This window comes from Castellaniella sp., from assembly GCF_041677825.1.
Taxonomy (GTDB): Bacteria; Pseudomonadota; Gammaproteobacteria; order Burkholderiales; family Burkholderiaceae_B; genus Castellaniella.
The window spans coordinates 82914-99375 of sequence record NZ_JBAYPG010000008.1; the positions used below are offsets into that span (position 1 = coordinate 82914).

At 60.8% G+C, this 16462-nt stretch carries 17 protein-coding genes and 1 tRNA gene; 6 read left to right on the plus strand and 12 right to left on the minus strand.

Features of this window, described 5'->3' with window-relative positions; all coding sequences use genetic code 11:
• Positions 1-27: 27 nt before the first annotated feature.
• The 6 genes from WCY17_RS05440 to WCY17_RS05465 are packed head-to-tail and all read right to left on the minus strand — an operon-like array spanning position 28 to position 5722.
• A complete protein-coding gene (locus tag WCY17_RS05440; protein ID WP_372701175.1) occupies positions 28-885 on the minus strand; it encodes an alpha/beta fold hydrolase in 858 nt (285 codons plus the stop codon).
• A complete protein-coding gene (locus WCY17_RS05445; protein WP_372701159.1) occupies positions 885-1268 on the minus strand; it encodes a hypothetical protein in 384 nt (127 codons plus the stop codon). The genes WCY17_RS05440 and WCY17_RS05445 overlap by 1 nt, the downstream gene beginning before the upstream one ends.
• On the minus strand, positions 1265-2074 hold the full coding sequence (locus WCY17_RS05450; protein ID WP_372701160.1) for an N-acyl homoserine lactonase family protein: 810 nt from the start codon (positions 2072-2074) through the stop codon (positions 1265-1267). The genes WCY17_RS05445 and WCY17_RS05450 overlap by 4 nt, the downstream gene beginning before the upstream one ends.
• A complete protein-coding gene (locus tag WCY17_RS05455; protein ID WP_372701161.1) occupies positions 2071-3291 on the minus strand; it encodes an ABC transporter substrate-binding protein in 1221 nt (406 codons plus the stop codon). Before WCY17_RS05455 ends, WCY17_RS05450 begins: the two co-directional genes overlap by 4 nt.
• Positions 3292-3335: 44 nt before the next feature.
• Positions 3336-4766 (minus strand): NAD-dependent succinate-semialdehyde dehydrogenase, encoded by a 1431-nt coding sequence (locus WCY17_RS05460; RefSeq protein ID WP_372701162.1) that lies wholly within the window; start codon positions 4764-4766, stop codon positions 3336-3338.
• A 56-nt stretch (positions 4767-4822) separates the two neighbouring features.
• Entirely contained in the window at positions 4823-5722 is a 900-nt protein-coding gene (locus WCY17_RS05465; protein ID WP_372701163.1) for an NAD(P)-dependent oxidoreductase, read from the minus strand.
• Between the two features lie 224 nt (positions 5723-5946).
• On the opposite strand from WCY17_RS05465, the gene WCY17_RS05470 reads away from it, so the two are divergent.
• From WCY17_RS05470 to WCY17_RS05480, 3 genes are all read left to right on the plus strand, one after another.
• A complete protein-coding gene (locus WCY17_RS05470; protein ID WP_372701164.1) occupies positions 5947-7299 on the plus strand; it encodes an MmgE/PrpD family protein in 1353 nt (450 codons plus the stop codon).
• Positions 7300-7307: 8 nt separating this feature from the next.
• Positions 7308-9389 carry an acetate--CoA ligase family protein gene (locus WCY17_RS05475; protein WP_372701165.1) on the plus strand — a complete coding sequence of 694 codons (2082 nt, stop codon included), beginning with the start codon at positions 7308-7310 and terminating at the stop codon, positions 9387-9389.
• 94 nt (positions 9390-9483) lie between these two features.
• On the plus strand, positions 9484-10644 hold the full coding sequence (locus tag WCY17_RS05480) for an acyl-CoA dehydrogenase family protein (protein ID WP_372701166.1): 1161 nt from the start codon (positions 9484-9486) through the stop codon (positions 10642-10644).
• A gap of 33 nt (positions 10645-10677) precedes the next feature.
• On the opposite strand, the gene ampD is transcribed toward WCY17_RS05480, so the two are convergent.
• The 3 genes from ampD to WCY17_RS05495 are packed head-to-tail and all read right to left on the minus strand — an operon-like array spanning position 10678 to position 12459.
• Positions 10678-11328, minus strand: a complete 651-nt coding sequence (ampD, locus tag WCY17_RS05485) for a 1,6-anhydro-N-acetylmuramyl-L-alanine amidase AmpD (RefSeq protein WP_372701167.1) — start codon at positions 11326-11328, stop codon at positions 10678-10680.
• Positions 11325-11573: a PP0621 family protein gene (locus WCY17_RS05490; protein ID WP_372701168.1), complete on the minus strand. Its 249-nt coding sequence runs from the start codon at positions 11571-11573 to the stop codon at positions 11325-11327. The genes ampD and WCY17_RS05490 overlap by 4 nt, the downstream gene beginning before the upstream one ends.
• Positions 11566-12459 (minus strand): inner membrane protein YpjD, encoded by an 894-nt coding sequence (locus tag WCY17_RS05495; protein ID WP_372701169.1) that lies wholly within the window; start codon positions 12457-12459, stop codon positions 11566-11568. Before WCY17_RS05495 ends, WCY17_RS05490 begins: the two co-directional genes overlap by 8 nt.
• A 93-nt stretch (positions 12460-12552) precedes the next feature.
• On the opposite strand from WCY17_RS05495, the gene ffh reads away from it, so the two are divergent.
• Positions 12553-13962 (plus strand): signal recognition particle protein, encoded by a 1410-nt coding sequence (gene ffh / locus WCY17_RS05500; protein WP_372701170.1) that lies wholly within the window; start codon positions 12553-12555, stop codon positions 13960-13962.
• Positions 13963-13966: 4 nt separating this feature from the next.
• On the opposite strand, the gene thiS is transcribed toward ffh, so the two are convergent.
• From thiS to trmB, 3 genes are read right to left on the minus strand one after another with little or no spacing between them, the layout of a single operon-like run.
• Positions 13967-14167 carry a sulfur carrier protein ThiS gene (thiS, locus tag WCY17_RS05505; protein ID WP_372701176.1) on the minus strand — a complete coding sequence of 67 codons (201 nt, stop codon included), beginning with the start codon at positions 14165-14167 and terminating at the stop codon, positions 13967-13969.
• 18 nt (positions 14168-14185) lie between these two features.
• Positions 14186-15124 carry a prolyl aminopeptidase gene (pip, locus tag WCY17_RS05510; RefSeq protein WP_372701171.1) on the minus strand — a complete coding sequence of 313 codons (939 nt, stop codon included), beginning with the start codon at positions 15122-15124 and terminating at the stop codon, positions 14186-14188.
• Positions 15114-15860: a tRNA (guanosine(46)-N7)-methyltransferase TrmB gene (gene trmB / locus WCY17_RS05515; RefSeq protein WP_372701177.1), complete on the minus strand. Its 747-nt coding sequence runs from the start codon at positions 15858-15860 to the stop codon at positions 15114-15116. Before trmB ends, pip begins: the two co-directional genes overlap by 11 nt.
• Positions 15861-15927: 67 nt before the next feature.
• Between trmB and WCY17_RS05520 the strand changes: the two genes are divergently transcribed.
• Positions 15928-16001: transfer RNA gene (locus tag WCY17_RS05520), tRNA-Gly, on the plus strand.
• 220 nt (positions 16002-16221) lie between these two features.
• Positions 16222-16462: helix-turn-helix transcriptional regulator (locus WCY17_RS05525; protein WP_372701172.1), on the plus strand; the 241-nt coding region annotated here is incomplete at its 3' end.

A 16462-nucleotide genomic window follows, 5' to 3' on the forward strand; every position in this document is an offset into this window, starting at 1 on the left:
GCTGCGCCGGGTTTGGCGCAGTGCGATTCAAGTGTCGGCGATTGTGTCCAGAATGGGCATCAGGTAGGTCAGAAATCGTGCCGGATCCTCGCTCATCGGAAAATGACCCAAGCCCGGCATCAGGGTATAGCACGCGCCGGGAATCGAGTCTGCCAGCTTCTGTGTGTCTTCCGGTGTACAGGAATAATCGTATTCGCCCGTCAGCAGCCAAAGCGGACATGCTTGCGTGGAAATGGCAGCGACTTTGCCTCGCATGTCGCCATCGGCTGTGTAGAAGTGCAGGTCACCCTTGAAGACGCCCGGACCGCCCTGCATATAGTGCCACAACGTTTCCCATCGATCGGCATCCGGGCTTTGCGGGCCAACCAGGCCAGAGACGACGGCGGCGCACACCTCCCCACCATGAACGTCGGGTCGGTACAGCCAGTCGAGGTCATAGTAAGGATCCACGTGAGCACCCGACTGCAGGCCGATGAGGGCCCGGAACCGGCTTGCATGATCCAGGGCCAGGTGGAGAACGATGCGCCCGCCAATGGAGCAGCCCATCACGACCGGTCGGTCCAGCGCAAGCACGTCGGCCATGGCCAGTATCATGGTGACGTAATCGCTCGACGAGAGGCGGTAGGTTTCATCCTGCCATCCGGGAGGTGGCGAGGACTTGCCATGCCAGGGCATGTCGAAGCAGATGACTCGAAATCGGTCCGTGACGCGTGTGTCATTCATCAGCCCTCGGTACTGTCGGCTGTCGGATCCGGCCGTATGCAGACACAGCAACGGGATCCCCTCACCGGCTTCTTCGAAGTAGATGCGATGGGTCTTCCCGGACAATTCCAGTTGAACGTAGCGCCCGTGTATAGGTTCAAACGCGGTTTGACCTGGATTCATCATGAGACCTCGATGTGGCGTGGTGTGGCCAGCAATGATTTGAAATACAGCAGATTTGACATGAAGGGGTGCAGATTGCCCTGCAATGTCATGCGCCTGAATTTCAACAGGGCAAACAGATCATGAAAGCCGGGCGGTGGTACTGCCAGCCAGAAGGTGGACCATACGTCTGCTTCGGCGCACAGCGAGAAATCCCAGTCGTTCATTACGAATGGGCCTGGGGTGGCCGATTCGATGCGCCCGGCACGGATGTGCATGCGGTATTGATCATCACCCACCTGCAACAGCATGCGGGTGTTCAGGTGTCGCGCATGTTCGACGAGGCGTGCCTGATTGTTGAATTGTCCGGGCAGGAACTGTGTGATCAGTGCTTGGTGTTTCATGCGGGCTCTCGCGGCGATTCGTGCAACTGATAGATTTCCACTTCAGTGCCGGGCAGACGTGGATAACGCCGGGCCACCTCGGGGTCGTGCCCCGGCACGACGTGTGCCGGGGTTTCGGCCAATGTGTCGATCAGGCGATATCCTTCGAGCATTTCACCCACGTTGAAGATGGCTGGAAAGGGATTTGCCTCGTCGTGGTTGCGATAATAGTGCATGGCATTGGAAGCCAGCACGACCCAACCCCTGCGGGTGTGGATGCGCACGATCTGCAGGCCGGCAGTATGTCCACCGACACGGAACAGCTCAATGCCGGGGGTCACCACGCCATGGCCGTCGTGGAAGCAGACCTCGTCGGCAAAGACACGACGCAGTACGGTGATGACATCATCCACGGAAAAGAAATGACTCAACGCCACGTGCCTCATGTAGCGGCCCGTGGCATAGTTCATTTCGGTGTCCTGCAGGTGCACGCGCGCATTCGGAAAGGAATCCACATTGCCCGCATGATCGTAATGCAGATGGGTGAGGATGAGTTCACTCACCATCTCGGGCTTTACCTGCAACTGTGCCAGAGCCTGCAGGGGTTCGCACAGATACTGCCTCTTGCGTTGCCGGGCGGAACAGGCACTGAAGCCTGTGTCCACCAGCACGCATTTCTGATCGTTGCGCACCAGCCAGAAATAAAAATCCAGATCCATCATCCCGTCATGGATATCGCCCTGCAGGAAGTTTTCCCGTGCATGGCGCAACACGTGTGCGTAGCGGATGGCAAAGACTTCGAATTCGGGCAAGGTGCGCTGAATCATTGCTGTTTCACCAAGGGACATTGGCTTTCGGACAGGGGATTGAAGGCCTGTTCACCCGGCACGGTGGCCACGAGGTTGTAGTAGTCCCAGGGACCGGTCGATTCTTCGGGTGTCTTGACTGAAACGACGTACAGGTCGTGAATCAGCTTGCCGTCTTCACGCAGGTGGGCGTTACGCGCAAAAGCGTCATGGATGGGCATGGTTTTCAGGGTGGCAATCACGTCATGGACGTCATCGCTGCCCGATTTCTCAACGGCACGCAGATAGTTGAGTACCGCCGAGTATTGTCCTGCCTGCAAGGCAGTGGGCATTTTGCCGGACTCTTCATAGAACCGTTGGGCAAAATTCCGAGTCTCGTCGTCCATGTCCCAATAAAAGGTTTCGGCAAAATTCATCTTCTGTGCCGCATCCAGCCCGACGCCATGGACATCGGTAATGCTCATGAGCATGGCAACCATCTTCTGTCGGTCACTGAGGCCGAATTCCTTGGCCTGCTTGATTTCGTTCATCAGGTCGGCACCAGCGCTGGCCAGGGCGACGCCTTGTGCGCCACTGGTTTGTGCAGAGAGCAAATAGGATGCAAAATCCGTGCCTGGGAACGGATAGCGCGAGCTACCCAGCACCTCTCCGCCGGCTTCGTTGATGAAGCGTGTACCGTCCTTTTCCAGCGAATGACCAAAAGAATAATCCGCTGCAATGAAGTACCAGGTCTTGGTGCCGGATTCGACCAGGGGCATGGTGCCAACCTTGGCCAAAGCGTAGGTGTCATAGACCCACATGACGTTGGTGGGCTTGCAGCTCTCGCTGGTAATCTTGGTAGCCCCGGCGCCAGTGACCATGGTCATTCTGTTCTTGGCTTCTGCGATATCCATGACCGACAGGGCCACGGCACTATTGCCCAGTTCCGTGATCACGTCCACCTGGTCCAGATCCAGCCATTCGCGAGCCTTGGCAGCTGCGACATCAGCTTTGTTCAGGTGATCGAAGACCAGCATGTCAATGGGTTTGCCCGCTACTTTGCCGCCAAATTCATCGATCGCCAATTTGGTGGCCAGTACGGAGCCGGGGCCGACGTTGCCGGAGTATGCGCCCGACAGATCCGTGAGTACGCCGATCTTCACGATATCGTCGGAGATGCCATTGGCATTGACCAGGGCGGGTGCCTGGAGGGTAAAAAATCCCAGGCTGAGCAACGTAATGGCCAGTTGAGTTTTCATGAGGGTGTCTCCCTTGGAGTAGGCTGACTTGGGATCAGGCTGCCTTAACTCGCCTGACTGAGGTATTTGACCTGCAGGAATTCACGCAGGCCTTCGGTGCCGCCTTCGCGGCCCAGTCCGCTGTCCTTGACCCCGCCGAAAGGGGTTTCGGGCAGCGAAGCACGACAGTGGTTGAAACAGATCACGCCACTTTCCACTTCCTGGCCAAGTACATTGATCTGGTCGGCTCTGTTGGTGAAGGCATAGGCTGCCAGGCCAAAGGGCAGGCGGTTGGCCTTTGCAATGGCGTCGTCCAGGTTCGTGAACCGGTGCAGCAAGGCCATTGGCCCGAACGGTTCGATGTGCGCGGCGTCGCAGTGATCCGGGTAGTCACACAGAACGGTGGGTGCCCAGAACCAGCCTGTAGCAGACGGAGAATCACCTCCGCATAACAGGGTGGCCCCTTTTTCGAGCGCATCGCGCGTCAGGGCCTGCATTGCGGCAAGCCGCCGTGGATTGGCCAAAGGCCCCATCTGCACGCTTTCATCAAGACCATTGCCAATTTTCAGTGCTGCAGCCCTTTCTGCGAAATGGTTGCAAAAGGTTTCGTACATGGCCTCCTGGACATAGATCCGGGTAGGTGAGGTGCAGACCTGGCCGGAATTACGAAATTTTGCTGTGGCAATGTGCCGGATGGCAGATTCCATGTCGGCATCTTCGAAGACCAGAACTGGCGCATGTCCGCCCAGTTCGAGCGTGGCCCGCTTGAGACCTGCAGCAGCCTTCTGCGCCAGGGCGCGACCGATGACGGTGGAGCCTGTGAATGTGAGCGCCCGGATTTCCTCGGCCGCCAGCAACTGATCTGAAATTGCGCCTGGGTTACCGAATACCAGGTTGACCACGCCCTCGGGTACACCGGCTTCCTGCAAGGCCCGACCGATTTCGCAGGCTGTGGCGGGGGTTTCTTCTGCCGGCTTGAGCACAATGGTACAGCCTGCGGCGAGGGCTCCGGCGATTTTTCTGGATGGTGTGATGGCGGGCGCGTTCCAGCCCGAAAAGGCGGCCACCGGGCCGACAGGTTCGAGCACGGCCATTTGCCGGGTCAGTGGTTCGCGTCCGGGAATGATGCGCCCGTACGTGCGAGGGGCTTCCTCAGCGTGCCATTCGAACATGCCGATCGCCGTATCCACTTCTGCCCTGGATTCCGCCAGGGGTTTGCCCAGTTCCAGCGTGATGATGCGGGCCAATTTCTCCTTGCGGTCGAGCAGAATCCTGGCCGTGCGTTGCAGAATGGCTGCACGGGTTCTGGCCGGCGTCCTGCGCCATGTTCGAAAGGCCTGGTGTGCTGCTGCAATGGCCCGGGCGATGTCAGCGGGGCTGGCCATGGGCAGTTGGCCCAGCGTCTCGACCGTAGCGGGATTCAGCACCGCGAGTGCGTCGCGGCTCTGATCAATCCAGTGGCCGTTGATGAAAAGCCCGGGCTGTGGATAAAGCATGACGGTTTCCCTGATTCCGTGAGTTGATGGGCGCGTGTGGCGAGGTGCTGGTGTGCTCAGTGATATCCCTTTTCGATCAGGCGTACCATGATTGGGTAGTATTCCTTGACGTATCCGGCATCACGTGTCTGCGTCAACAGGGTGTGTGTGAGCCCGGCGGATCGGGCCTCTACCCCGCCGGCCTTGGCCAGTTCCAGTGCGAGCGAAATATCCTTGATCGCGTATTCTGTCGGGAAGGTCTTCTCGGGGAATGTATCGGTAGCCAGGGACTTGAGGCCAGGATTCTGAAGCACGAAGCTGTTGGCCGAACCCTTGCTCAGGGCATCGAGCAGGGCGGCACCATCCATGCCGGCTGCGCGACCTATCGTGATGGCCTCGGCCAGGGCGTGCACGGTCATGAACACCACCATGTTGTTCATGATCTTGACTACTTGACCGTTACCCGATCCGCCACAGTGCACGATGTCCGTGCCCATGCACTGCAGAAACGGGGTGATTTCATCGAAGTCCTTTTTTCCGGCGCCGACCGCGATCAGCAAGGTACCGTCCCTTGCTGCCTGACGCATGCGGGCGACCGGCGCATCGACCAGGGTAATGCCATGAGCCCTGAGCTTTTCGGCCAGGGCTCGTGTCCGGCTGACATCGCTGGTGCTCATGTCGACGATGATGCGCACCCGGCCACCTGCGTCAGACAAACTATTGCTGCCCAGGCAGACCTGTTCGACCTGCGCGATCCCGGGCAAGGACAGAAACACGATTTCCGCTTCTCGAGCGACTTCCTGGATCGATGAGCATACGGTAGCGCCCAATTGGCCCAGCCGCTGTACCGGCTCGGCCTGCAGATCGAATATGTGGACCGTGTTTCCGGACTTGCGCACCAGATTGCTGCACATGGGCTCGCCCATCACGCCCAGTCCGATGAACCCCAAAGCAATTGGGCTGTTTTTCTCCGCCATTCTGTGTCTCCGGAACATTGTGATCATGTGTGATGGGTGTGCCCATACACCTATGGTCATGGTACCGAGGGAATGGCGAGTCAGAGTTTCCCGTTTGGAACAGATGCATTCTCATTCCTGCAGGTTTTGAGAACGCAGGCTTGATCAATTTTCAAGGCTGCCCGCCTTCTCCATGAGTACAGTGCATGGGTAAGGTGAAAATGGATGACAGGGAGACCAGACACATGGCCGAAGAAGGGACGGTGCTTGCCGGTCTGGCCGCATATGCTGCCAGATTGTCGGAGGCAGAACTCGAGGCTGGGGTGACGCATGCTGCCAAGCGGGTGTTTCTGGACTGGCTCGCTGCACTGTATCCTGGTACACAGATGGCTCCAGCTACCTTGTTGCGCCAGGCGTGGTGCGAAGAGGTCGGGCTTGGTCGCAGCCGGGTGCCAGGTACCCGGGACACGGTATTTCCCGCAACGGCTGCCTGGCTGAATGGATCGGCCTCGCATGCGGCAGAACTGGATGACATTTTCAAGGATGGTTTGTACCACCCGGGATGCCCGGTCATTGCCGCGGCGCTGGCGGTGGGCGATGACATCCGTGCCTCGGGTTCGACGTTCCTGCGTGGCGTGATCGCAGGATACGAGGTGTCTACCCGCATTGCAGCCGCAATTCAGCCAGCGCACTATCGTTATTTTCACACCACTGGCACAGTGGGCTGCATTGGCGCGGCTGCTGCGGCTGCCGCTATCCTGACGCCCGGTGATGCGTTCGTCGCCCAGCATGCGATGGCAACGGCCGCCAGTTTTGCCAGTGGCCTGCAGCAGGCTTTTCGTTCCGATGCCATGACCAAGGCACTGCATGCTGGCCATGCCGCTGCCGTAGGAGTGCGTGCCGCCCAGGCCGCGAAACAGGGTGTGACAGGTGTGGCCGATATCATGGAAGGCCCGGTGGGCTTCGGTGCCGCACTGGCCGAGGGGCCCGATTGGTTTTGTCTGCTTCAGGGGGCTGGAGCGCATTTCAACATTACTCGCATGACACAGAAGACGCATGCCTGTTGTGGGCATACGTTCGCAGCGATAGACGCCGTGTTGCACTTGCGCGCGAGCCATCGAATCCAGGCCAGTGAGGTAGACCGCATTGAAGTCCATACATATGGTACTGCGCTTGAAGTCGCCGGCAATCCGAACCCGCTCTCCGCGTTCGAGGGGAAGTTCAGCCTGCCCTACGTCATGTGCCACGCTCTTGTCGAGGGCGCTGTAGACCCTGCTTCGTTTGCACCGGACAAATTGTCCGATCCGCAGGTACGTCAATTGATGGCACGCGTCAGTCTGCATGAAGATGCCGGTCTGAGCGCACGCTTTCCGCGCCAGCGGGCGGCACGCGTCCGCATGACGCTGCATGATGGTACGACGCTCGAACATTTTTCACCGCACCGCAAGGGTGATCCCGAGGAGCCGCTGTCAGATGCCGATCTGGATCAAAAATTCCTGCGCCTTGCGAGTACCGTCCTGGGCGTCGAAGCGGCGCAAAACCTGCGTGATCGAGTGTGGCTTCTGGACACGCTTGATCTGGCTGACCTGATCTTGTGAGCGTGCCCATGAACCATGGTGATTTTGTCCAGGCTCTGTTCGAGCCGCGCCGGGTCGCATTGGTCGGTGTGTCGGGCAATGCAGGGAAAAATACGGCCCGTCCGTTGTTGTTCATGCAACAGCATGGCTTTGCCGGGCGGGTCTACCCTATCAACCCGCAGCACGACGAGGTGCTTGGGGTTCGGGCCTACCCTTCGCTTGGCGCATTGCCTGAGCCCGTCGACCATGTGTTCATCATGGTCGCCAATCAGCTGGTGGAAGGGCTGCTGGAAGAGTGCGCTGCTGCAGGGGCTCGGGTCGTCACAATTTATTCGGACGGTTTCGGCGAAACAGGGTGCGAAGGCCTCAGACGGCAGACTGCCCTGGTGGAACGCGCTCGAGCCCTGGGTCTGCGTCTGTTGGGGCCAAATTCGATTGGTCTGGCCAATATCACATCGGGTTGCATTATTTCGGTGAATGCAGCATTCGCAGCCAGGGACCTGGTGTCTGGGCATGTCAGCATGATTTCGCAAAGCGGATCCATGATGGGGTCTTTGCTGTCGCGTGCCGCTGCCCGTGGTTTTGGTTTTGCCAAATCGATTTCCGTAGGCAACGAATCCGATATCTCGGTGGGCGAAATTCTGGATGCCTTGGTTGATGATGAACAGACACGTTCCATCCTGCTGTTCATGGAGACCATTCGCGAGGCCTCGGTACTGGCGGCCGCCATGCGCAGGGCTCATGAGGCAGGCAAGCCTGTGATTGTGTACAAGCTGGGCCGCTCCGAACTCGGAGAGGCCCTGTCCCGATCCCACACAGGGGCCATTGCGGGCAACGATGCAGCGACAGCAGCATTTTTCCAGGCGCATGGCGCTATTCGCATACGCACCCTGGAGGCTTTGTTCGAAGCCTTGCCTTTGGCTGAAGCCTATGCACGTGAGGCATTGCCGGTGCATGATCGCACGCCTCGTGTGGCGATCATGACGACCACGGGGGGCGGAGCCGCTACGGTGGTGGATGCCATGGGATTGATGGGCCTGGAGGCTGTTGCCCCACCAGCTGAATTCGTTGCCCAGATGGCGCAACGCGGGCTTCACCTGCGTCAGTCACCCGTGATCGATCTGACCATGGCGGCCAGTGGCGCGCAGTACCGCGATCTGCTGGAACAACTGTTGCTGGCGCCTTGGTGCGATGCGGTATTGAGTGTCGTGGGCTCATCGGCACAGTTTCATCCCGAATATGCAGTCCGCCCGCTCATCAGCGCACATCGGCCGGCAGACAAGCCACTGGCGGTGTTCCTGGCGCCCGAGGCCGACGCGTCCCTGCGTCTGCTTCACGCTCACGGGATTGCTGGTTTTCGCACACCTGAATCCTGTGCCGACGCCTTGTCGGCATTCCTCAGTCGGCATGTACCCGGGCCGCCGACTGAGATGGCGGATGTACCCGTCTGGCCAGATGGCTTGCCTGGCCACGGCTTTCTCAATGAACATGAAGCCATCAAGGTACTTCAGGCCCTCGGGATCCCTGCAGCGACGGCGCACTTGCTGGACGCTGACCAACACGAGCACCCCATACCGTATCCGGTGGTGCTGAAGATCTGTTCTCGCGATATTGCGCACAAGACCGAGGTGAATGGCGTGCGTGTCGGTATTGCAACGCCGCAGGCCCTGCAGCAGGAGGTGCAGAGCCTTCTGGCTGATGTCCGCGCGCAACGGCCAGATGCCCGTCTGGATGGTGTGCTGATTCAGTCCATGGAGCGTGGCCTGATCGAACTCATCCTCGGCTATCGGCGTGATCCCCTGGTGGGGCCTACGGTAATGCTGGGTGCGGGGGGCGTGACTGCCGAACTCAATCGGGATTTTGCACTGCGTCTGGCGCCAGTCGATCTTGCCGGCGCACGACAAATGATCTCCGAAGTGCGTCTGACGCGCCTGGTGCGCGGCTACCGCAATCTCCCACGAGGGGACGTCGAGGCATTGGCTGCCGCCATCGTGCAGTTCTCCCATTTGGCCTTGCTGCGTGATCCTGTGGTGGAAGAGGCCGAGATCAATCCGCTGTTCGTGCAGGAAAATGGCGTGATGGCTGTCGATGCCCTGATCCGCCTGGTCTGAGCCATGATCGGCCATCCTGTGTTTCATGGACGGGCAGGCATGAACGCTTCAATTCGATTCATACACAATACACGACCTCTACCAGGAATCCACGATGTACGAATTTTCCTTGACCCCGGAGCAAAAAGATTTCCAGATGGCAGTGCGCCGGTTTGCCGAGAAACACTTGCGTGAAGGGGCTGTGGCGCGAGCCCATTCACGCGATTATCCATGGGATGTTGCGCAGGCCATGGCGGCACAGGGCCTGTTGGGGCTGATCGTTGCCGAGCAGGATGGGGGATCGGGTGGCACTTTGATGGACGCCGTCATCGCCATCGAAGCGGTGGCGTCTGTCTGTCCACGCAGTGCAGACGTGGTGCAGGCAGGGAATTTCGGTGCGATTCGTGTGCTGGCCGAGTATGGCAGCGTCTTCCAGAAAGAAAAGTACCTGCGACCCTTGCTTCAGGGCAAGGCGCTGATCTCGGTGGGCATGACGGAGCCCGATGCGGGTTCTGCAGTGACAGAATTGAAGACAACCGCTACACGGGAGGGTGAGGGCTGGCGTATTCAGGGTTCGAAGATATTCACCACACACGGGCCCCATGCAGACTTCATTCTGGCGTACGTACGCTTCGGACCAGGTACGCGCGGTATTGGTTCCGTGCTGATCGAAACCGGCGCCGAGGGTGTACGGTTGGGCAAACGTTCAGCCTTCATGTCCGATGAGGAATGGGTGGAGATATTTTTTGATGACACCTACGTTCCAGACGAGCAGGTCGTGCTGGGCGAGGGGGGCTTCAAGAAACAGATGGCGGGTTTCAATGTCGAGCGCATAGGCAACACGGCGCGTTCGTTGGCGCTGGGTCGCTACGCATTCGAGGAAGCCCGACAGTGGGCATTGCAGCGGCGCCAGTTCGGACGCCTGTTGTGCGAATTTCAGGGTCTGCAGTGGAAATTTGCCGATATGCAGATCAAACTGGATGCGGCACAGCTGCTGCTGTACCGTGCGGCCTCCAATGCCGATACGGGGTTTCCGTCGGCTGCAGAAACGGCGATTGCGAAGGCCTACTGCAATCAGGCCGGTTTCGATGTGGCCAATGATGCGCTTCAGGTGATGGGGGGTATGGGCTATAGCCGTGAGTCTCTGGTTGAATACTGTGTACGGCGCTGTCGGGGATGGATGATTGCCGGCGGTTCAATCGAGATCCTGAAGAATCGGATTGCCGAGCACGTCTTCGACCGCAGGTTTTCCCAGCGTGCAAACAATCAACAGTAGGTATTGCTCAGCGGGCATTTTCTTGTATCCGGGTCACTGCGCCAACCGCGGCAGTACCTCATCCGCCCAACCCGCTGCGCGCCCGTAGCGCAGCCAGTCGAAGGCCGGCCCAGGATCTGTCTTGCGCCCCGGAGCGATGTGTTCATGCCCGCAAACATCCGTGAGCGCGTGGCGCGTGCGCAGGGCACGGGTCAGGGCAGCCGCCTGTGTGTACTGGATGGCTGTGCAGGGCAGGGTATCGGTGCCTTCGAGTTCGATGCCCACCGAAAAATCATTGCAGCGTGCGCGCCCCCTGAATGATGAGGCGCCAGCGTGCCAGGCGCGCTCTGTCGTGGCCACGAACTGGACGATGGTGCCGTCGCGGCGGATGAAGAAATGCGCCGAGACCCGCACGCCGCGGATGTTCTCATACCATGGATGCTGGTCGAAATCCAGCGTGTTGCAGAAAAAATCGATGACGGCATTGCCGCTGAAGACACCGGGTGGCAGGCTGATGTTGTGCAGCACGAGCAATGTGGGGTTTTCATTGCCGGGGCGCGGGTCATGGTTGGGTGAGGGCCGGAACAGAATGCCCGCAGCGGGCACAAGCCAGCCGTCTTCCCCGAGTATCAGGGCGTGTTCGCTGCTTTGCGGGCTTCTTGCCGGCGTCGTCGATGTGGCAGACCGAGCGGTATCCGGGCTCATTTCTTCAGGCCCATGCGTGCGTGGTCGGCGCTGCACCAGGTCTGACCCTGGCTGAAGAATGCTTCGGAGCGCGGCAGATGGATGTGACAGTGGGCGCAGCGCACCATGGTTTCGGCGGCGCGCTGGCCGATCTCGGCCTGACGCCGCTCGGCAAGATGGCGTGCCCGGGCCTTTTGCTGGGCCAGGATGCGTGAGACGAGAAGGACCGCCAGGATGATGACGACCCACAGCAGGAACTTAGCCAATCGGAGCCCTTTGCAGTATGACTTCGAGCACGAAGCGGCTGCCGGTATAGGAGAGCAGCAGGAAGACGAAGCCGGCCAGTGTCCAGCGCAGGGCAGTGTGCCCGCGCCAGCCGCGCAGGCGCCGGCCCGCCAGCAGCACCCCGAAGGTGAGCCATGACAGCAGCGTGAAGATGGACTTGTGATCCAGAGGCAGGATCAGTGCGCTGAATTGCAGCGAGACCACAATGCCACTGAGAATCGACAGCGTGAGGACCACGAAGCCGATGCCGATCAGGCGAAACAGCAGTTGTTCCAGGGTGAGCAGGGGGGGCAGCAGGCTCATGGCCTTCTGCATGGGCCCGCGATCGCCGTCAGCACGGATGGGGCGGTGCAGATGGCGATCGAGGGTGGCCATGAGCAGGGCATGCAATGCCGCCACCGTCATCAGCCCATAGGCGACCATGGAGATCAGCAGATGCAGGCGCAGCCAGTCGCTGCTGGCGTGTGGTACCAGGTAGCCTTCGGGAAACAGTGCAGCCAGGATGCAGGCCAGGGATGCGGCTGGCAGCAAAAGCAATTGCAGGCTGTCGAGGCGCAGCAGGAAATTTTCGATCCAGAAGACGATCATGCCCAGCCAGAAGGCGACCGACAGGGCCAGTGCCCAGCCCAGATACAGGCCTTGCGGCACCAGAATGGCAGCGCCCAGCCCGATGCCGTGCAGGATGATGGCACCCAGCAGGCAGCCCCGGCCCAGACGCGGCGAAATGGGCGTGGCGTGGGCCCAGCCAGACAGGTCCGGCTCGGCTGCCGGACGGACCGAGGGCCGCAGCAGCGGGCGCCAGGCGGCCAGACCCAGCAAGGCGTAAGCCAGTGCAGCAAGCAAGTGAAATACAATGCTGACAGACATGGTTTCTCTGGCGGTTGGCCACTTGTCTCGTGCAAGCGGCAATCTCCCATTTTAAGCCCTGCCTGCCGCATCAACCAGCTTCCGGATCCTTTCATGCTAGACAATCTCACCTCCCGTCTCTCGCGCATCGCCAAAACCATGCGTGGCGAGGCCCGGCTGACCGAGTCCAATACGCAGGACATGCTGCGTGAAGTGCGCATGGCCCTGCTCGAGGCCGATGTGGCGCTGCCCGTGGTGCGTGACTTCGTGGCGCGCGTCAAGGAACAGGCGCTGGGCCAGGAAGTCGTGGGCAGCCTCAACCCGGGGCAGGCGCTGGTGGGCGTGGTGCACAAGCAGCTCACGGCCCTCATGGGCGGTGATCTGGGCGAGGGCGCTGCCGAACTGTCCCTGGCGGTGCAGCCGCCAGCCGTCATTCTCATGGCCGGCCTGCAGGGGGCCGGCAAGACCACGACTACCGGCAAGCTGGCCAAGTGGCTGGCTGAAGGCGGGCACATCCAGCAGGGTCGCAAGACGGGCAAGAAGAAAGTGCTCGTGGTCAGTGCCGACGTCTACCGCCCGGCAGCCATCGAGCAGCTGCGCACGGTGGCCGCCCAGGTCGAGGTCGATTTCCTGCCCACCGACACCAGCCAGAAGCCGGCCGATATTGCGCGCCAGGCCCTGGATCACGCCCGGCGGCATCACCATGATGTACTCATCGTCGACACCGCCGGGCGCCTGGGTATCGATCAGGTGATGATGGACGAAATCGCCGAACTGCATGCCGTGCTCAAGCCGGTGGAAACCCTGTTCGTGGTGGATGCCATGCAGGGCCAGGATGCCGTCAATGTGGCCCAGGCCTTCGCCCAGGCGCTGCCGCTCACCGGGGTGGTGCTCACCAAGCTGGATGGGGATGCACGTGGCGGCGCGGCGCTGTCCGTGCGCCAGATCACCGGCAAGCCGCTGAAGTTCGTCGGGGTTTCCGAGAAGCTTGATGGCCTCGAGCCCTTCCATCCCGAGCGCATGGCCCAGCGCATCCTCGGCATGGGCGACATCGTTTCACTGGTCGAACAGGCGCAGAAGAACATCGATATCGCCGAGGCCCAAAAGCTGGCGACCCGCTTGAAATCCGGTGCCCGCTTCGATCTGAACGATTTTCGCGAACAACTGCAGCAGGTCAAGAAAATGGGCGACATGGGGTCCCTGCTCGAGAAGCTGCCGGCGCAGTTTGCCCAGGCGGCAGCGCAAGTGCAGGGCGGTCAGGCTGAAAAACAGCTCGCGCGCACCGAAGGGATACTCAATTCGATGACGCCACTCGAGCGCAGCAAGCCCGAACTCATCAAGGCATCGCGCAAGCGCCGCATTGCAACCGGGGCCGGCGTACCCGTACAGGAAGTCAACCGTCTGCTCAAGCAGTTCGATCAGATGCAGGGCATGATGAAGCAGATGAAAAAGGGCGGCATGGCCAAGATGATGCGCGCCATGGGCAATTTGCGCGGCCTGCCCGGCATGGGCGGGCGGCGCTGAGCGCTCAGCCGCCGCCGACGGCGGTGATGATTTCTATCCGGTCACCATCGGCCAGCATGGTGCTGGCATGGCTGCTCTTGGGCACGATCTCGCCGTTGCGCTCGACTGCAACACGTTTGTCTTCCAGGCCCAGGTGCAGCAGCAATTCGCGTACGGTGCCTGTGCGCTCGAGGGTGGTGGGTTGCCCGTTCAGGTGCAGGGTCAGGTTCATGGCAAGGTCTCGTCAGGCGTGGGCAAAGTGATCCGTGGCCGCCAGCAGCTGCTTCAGGATCCCCGGTTCGTCATAGGCGTGGCCCGCATCCGGAATCAGATGAAAATCTGCTTGTGGCCAGGCCTGGTGCAGGTCCCATGCGGAGCGCGCGGGGGTGCAGACGTCGTAGCGCCCCTGGATGATGACCCCGGGTATGTCCGCCAGCTGGCTGGCCTGGGCCAGCAGCTGGCCCTCCTCGATGAAGCCGTGGTGGTGGAAATAATGGTTCTCGATGCGCGCGAAGGCCAGCGCTGCCGCATCGGTGGCGTGCGAGCGCAGGTGTTCCGGGTTTGACAGCAGGCTGATGGTCCGGCTTTCCCATTGCGTCCAGGCGTGGGCCGCCCGCAGGCGCGCGGCGTCGTCCGGGCCCGTCAGGCGCTGGTGGTAGGCCGTGATCAGATCGTGCCGCTCGTCGGCTGGAATGGGGGCCAGATAGTCTTGCCAATGATCGGGGAACAGCCAGGAGGCGCCTTCCTGGTAGAACCAGCGCAACTCGGCGCGACGCAGCAGGAAGATGCCGCGCAGGATCAGGGCTGCGACATGCCGCGGATGGGACTGCGCGTAGGCCAGGGCCAGTGTGGAACCCCATGAGCCGCCAAACACCACCATGCGCTCGGCCTGCAGGATTTCGATGCGCAAGCGCTCGATATCCGCGACCAGATCCTGCGTGGTGTTGTGCTCGAGGCACGCGCCCGGGGTGGAGCGGCCGCAACCCCGCTGATCGAACAGCAGGATGTGGTAGCGCTGCGGGTCGAACAGGCGGCGATGCTGCACAGAACACCCCGCGCCGGGCCCGCCGTGCAGGAAGATCGCCGGGCGGCCCTGCGGGTTGCCGCAGAGCTCCCAGTACACCTGGTGCCCGTGGCCCACATCCAGATGGCCTTGCGCATGGGGGTTGATTTCAGGATACATCGCGTGTGGGTTCCCGCCTGGTGAAAATCAGGTCGTGGCTGCCATGGCCCAGGCGCAGGCCACGGCGTTCGAACTTGGTTTGTGGCCGCCATGCGGGCCGTGGCGCGTACCCCGCGCCGGTATTCTGCAGTTCAGGGTGCCCGGAGAGCACCGCCAGCATCTGCTCGGCGTAGGGTGCCCAATCCGTTGCACAGTGTATGTAAGCCCCCGGGGCCATGCGGCTGACCAGCAACTCGACGAATGGCGGCTGGATCAGGCGCCGTTTGTGGTGACGCTTCTTGGGCCAGGGGTCCGGAAAATAGATGTGGATGCCAGCGAGGCTTGCGGGCGGGATCATGGCGTGCAGGACCTCGACCGCGTCGTGCTGGATGATACGGATATTGCGCAGGCCGTGTTCGTGAATCTGGCGCAGCAGCGCGCCCACCCCGGCCTGGAAGACTTCGATGGCCAGGAAATCTTCATCGGGCCGCGCCTGGGCGATCTGGCGCGTGGTTTCACCCATGCCGAAGCCGATCTCGAGCACCGCCGGAGCCTGCCGCCCGAACACCTGCATGAAGTCAAGTGGCGTGTCCTGCCAGGCGACGGACCATTGCGGCAGCCAGCGCGCCAGGGCGTTTTCCTGGGCGGCGGTGATGTGCGCGCGCCGATGCACGAAACTGTGGATGTGCGTACGGCCTGAAGGCCCCAGCGACGTGGGTGCAGGCAGGGGGGATTTGGAAGGATTCAAAATGCTGATAAAATGCAATGCTTCGGAGTTCGGTGCAGGGCTTCATTTTAGCAAGATCTGTCACCGCAGCGCCCGGGCGGGTGTAGTTCAATGGTAGAACGGCGGCTTCCCAAGCCTCAAGCGTGGGTTCGATTCCCATCACCCGCTCCACTGCATCATTCTGCGGACTTCCGCAGAAGTCCAAGAGAGTCTGCAAGTCATTGCTCCACAAAGACTTTTCCTCTCTTTGACGTTCTGCCGTGGTCCACTGCGATCCGCCTACAGCCGGGACTTTTTAGTCCACAAACAAGTCCATTTTTGCGGGCGCGGCTGATTCCGGATTGTTGATGGAGGGGCGAGGTCGACGTGACCAGCATCTGGTTCCTGACTCATGTTCAGGACAAAGCGTTCGATCCAAAGGGGCCGCCCCACCGGCACCACTACCTACGAAGCGGAACCAGCCATCGCGTTTGGGGCTGCCGTGCGGGAAGAGAGAACCAACCAGGGTATCGCTCAGGAAACGCTGGCTCACATGGCCGGCATCGAGCGGTCTCACATGGGCAAGATCGAGCGCGGCGAGCATGTCCCCACGCTCCCCCTCATCCTCAAGATCGCCCGTGCGCTGAAATGCA

What these genes read in the sequence shown, in the direction of transcription:
- WCY17_RS05465 (WP_372701163.1), bottom strand. Translation starts at nt 5,722, where the DNA reads ATGGCGGAGAAAAACAGCCCAATTGCTTTGGGGTTCATCGGACTGGGC.
- ffh (WP_372701170.1), top strand. Translation starts at nt 12,553, where the DNA reads ATGCTAGACAATCTCACCTCCCGTCTCTCGCGCATCGCCAAAACCATG.
- pip (WP_372701171.1), bottom strand. Translation starts at nt 15,124, where the DNA reads ATGTATCCTGAAATCAACCCCCATGCGCAAGGCCATCTGGATGTGGGC.
- WCY17_RS05495 (WP_372701169.1), bottom strand. Translation starts at nt 12,459, where the DNA reads ATGTCTGTCAGCATTGTATTTCACTTGCTTGCTGCACTGGCTTACGCC.
- WCY17_RS05475 (WP_372701165.1), top strand. Translation starts at nt 7,308, where the DNA reads ATGAACCATGGTGATTTTGTCCAGGCTCTGTTCGAGCCGCGCCGGGTC.
- WCY17_RS05460 (WP_372701162.1), bottom strand. Translation starts at nt 4,766, where the DNA reads ATGCTTTATCCACAGCCCGGGCTTTTCATCAACGGCCACTGGATTGAT.
- WCY17_RS05480 (WP_372701166.1), top strand. Translation starts at nt 9,484, where the DNA reads ATGTACGAATTTTCCTTGACCCCGGAGCAAAAAGATTTCCAGATGGCA.
- WCY17_RS05440 (WP_372701175.1), bottom strand. Translation starts at nt 885, where the DNA reads ATGAATCCAGGTCAAACCGCGTTTGAACCTATACACGGGCGCTACGTT.
- WCY17_RS05450 (WP_372701160.1), bottom strand. Translation starts at nt 2,074, where the DNA reads ATGATTCAGCGCACCTTGCCCGAATTCGAAGTCTTTGCCATCCGCTAC.
- WCY17_RS05455 (WP_372701161.1), bottom strand. Translation starts at nt 3,291, where the DNA reads ATGAAAACTCAACTGGCCATTACGTTGCTCAGCCTGGGATTTTTTACC.
- ampD (WP_372701167.1), bottom strand. Translation starts at nt 11,328, where the DNA reads ATGAGCCCGGATACCGCTCGGTCTGCCACATCGACGACGCCGGCAAGA.
- WCY17_RS05470 (WP_372701164.1), top strand. Translation starts at nt 5,947, where the DNA reads ATGGCCGAAGAAGGGACGGTGCTTGCCGGTCTGGCCGCATATGCTGCC.
- WCY17_RS05445 (WP_372701159.1), bottom strand. Translation starts at nt 1,268, where the DNA reads ATGAAACACCAAGCACTGATCACACAGTTCCTGCCCGGACAATTCAAC.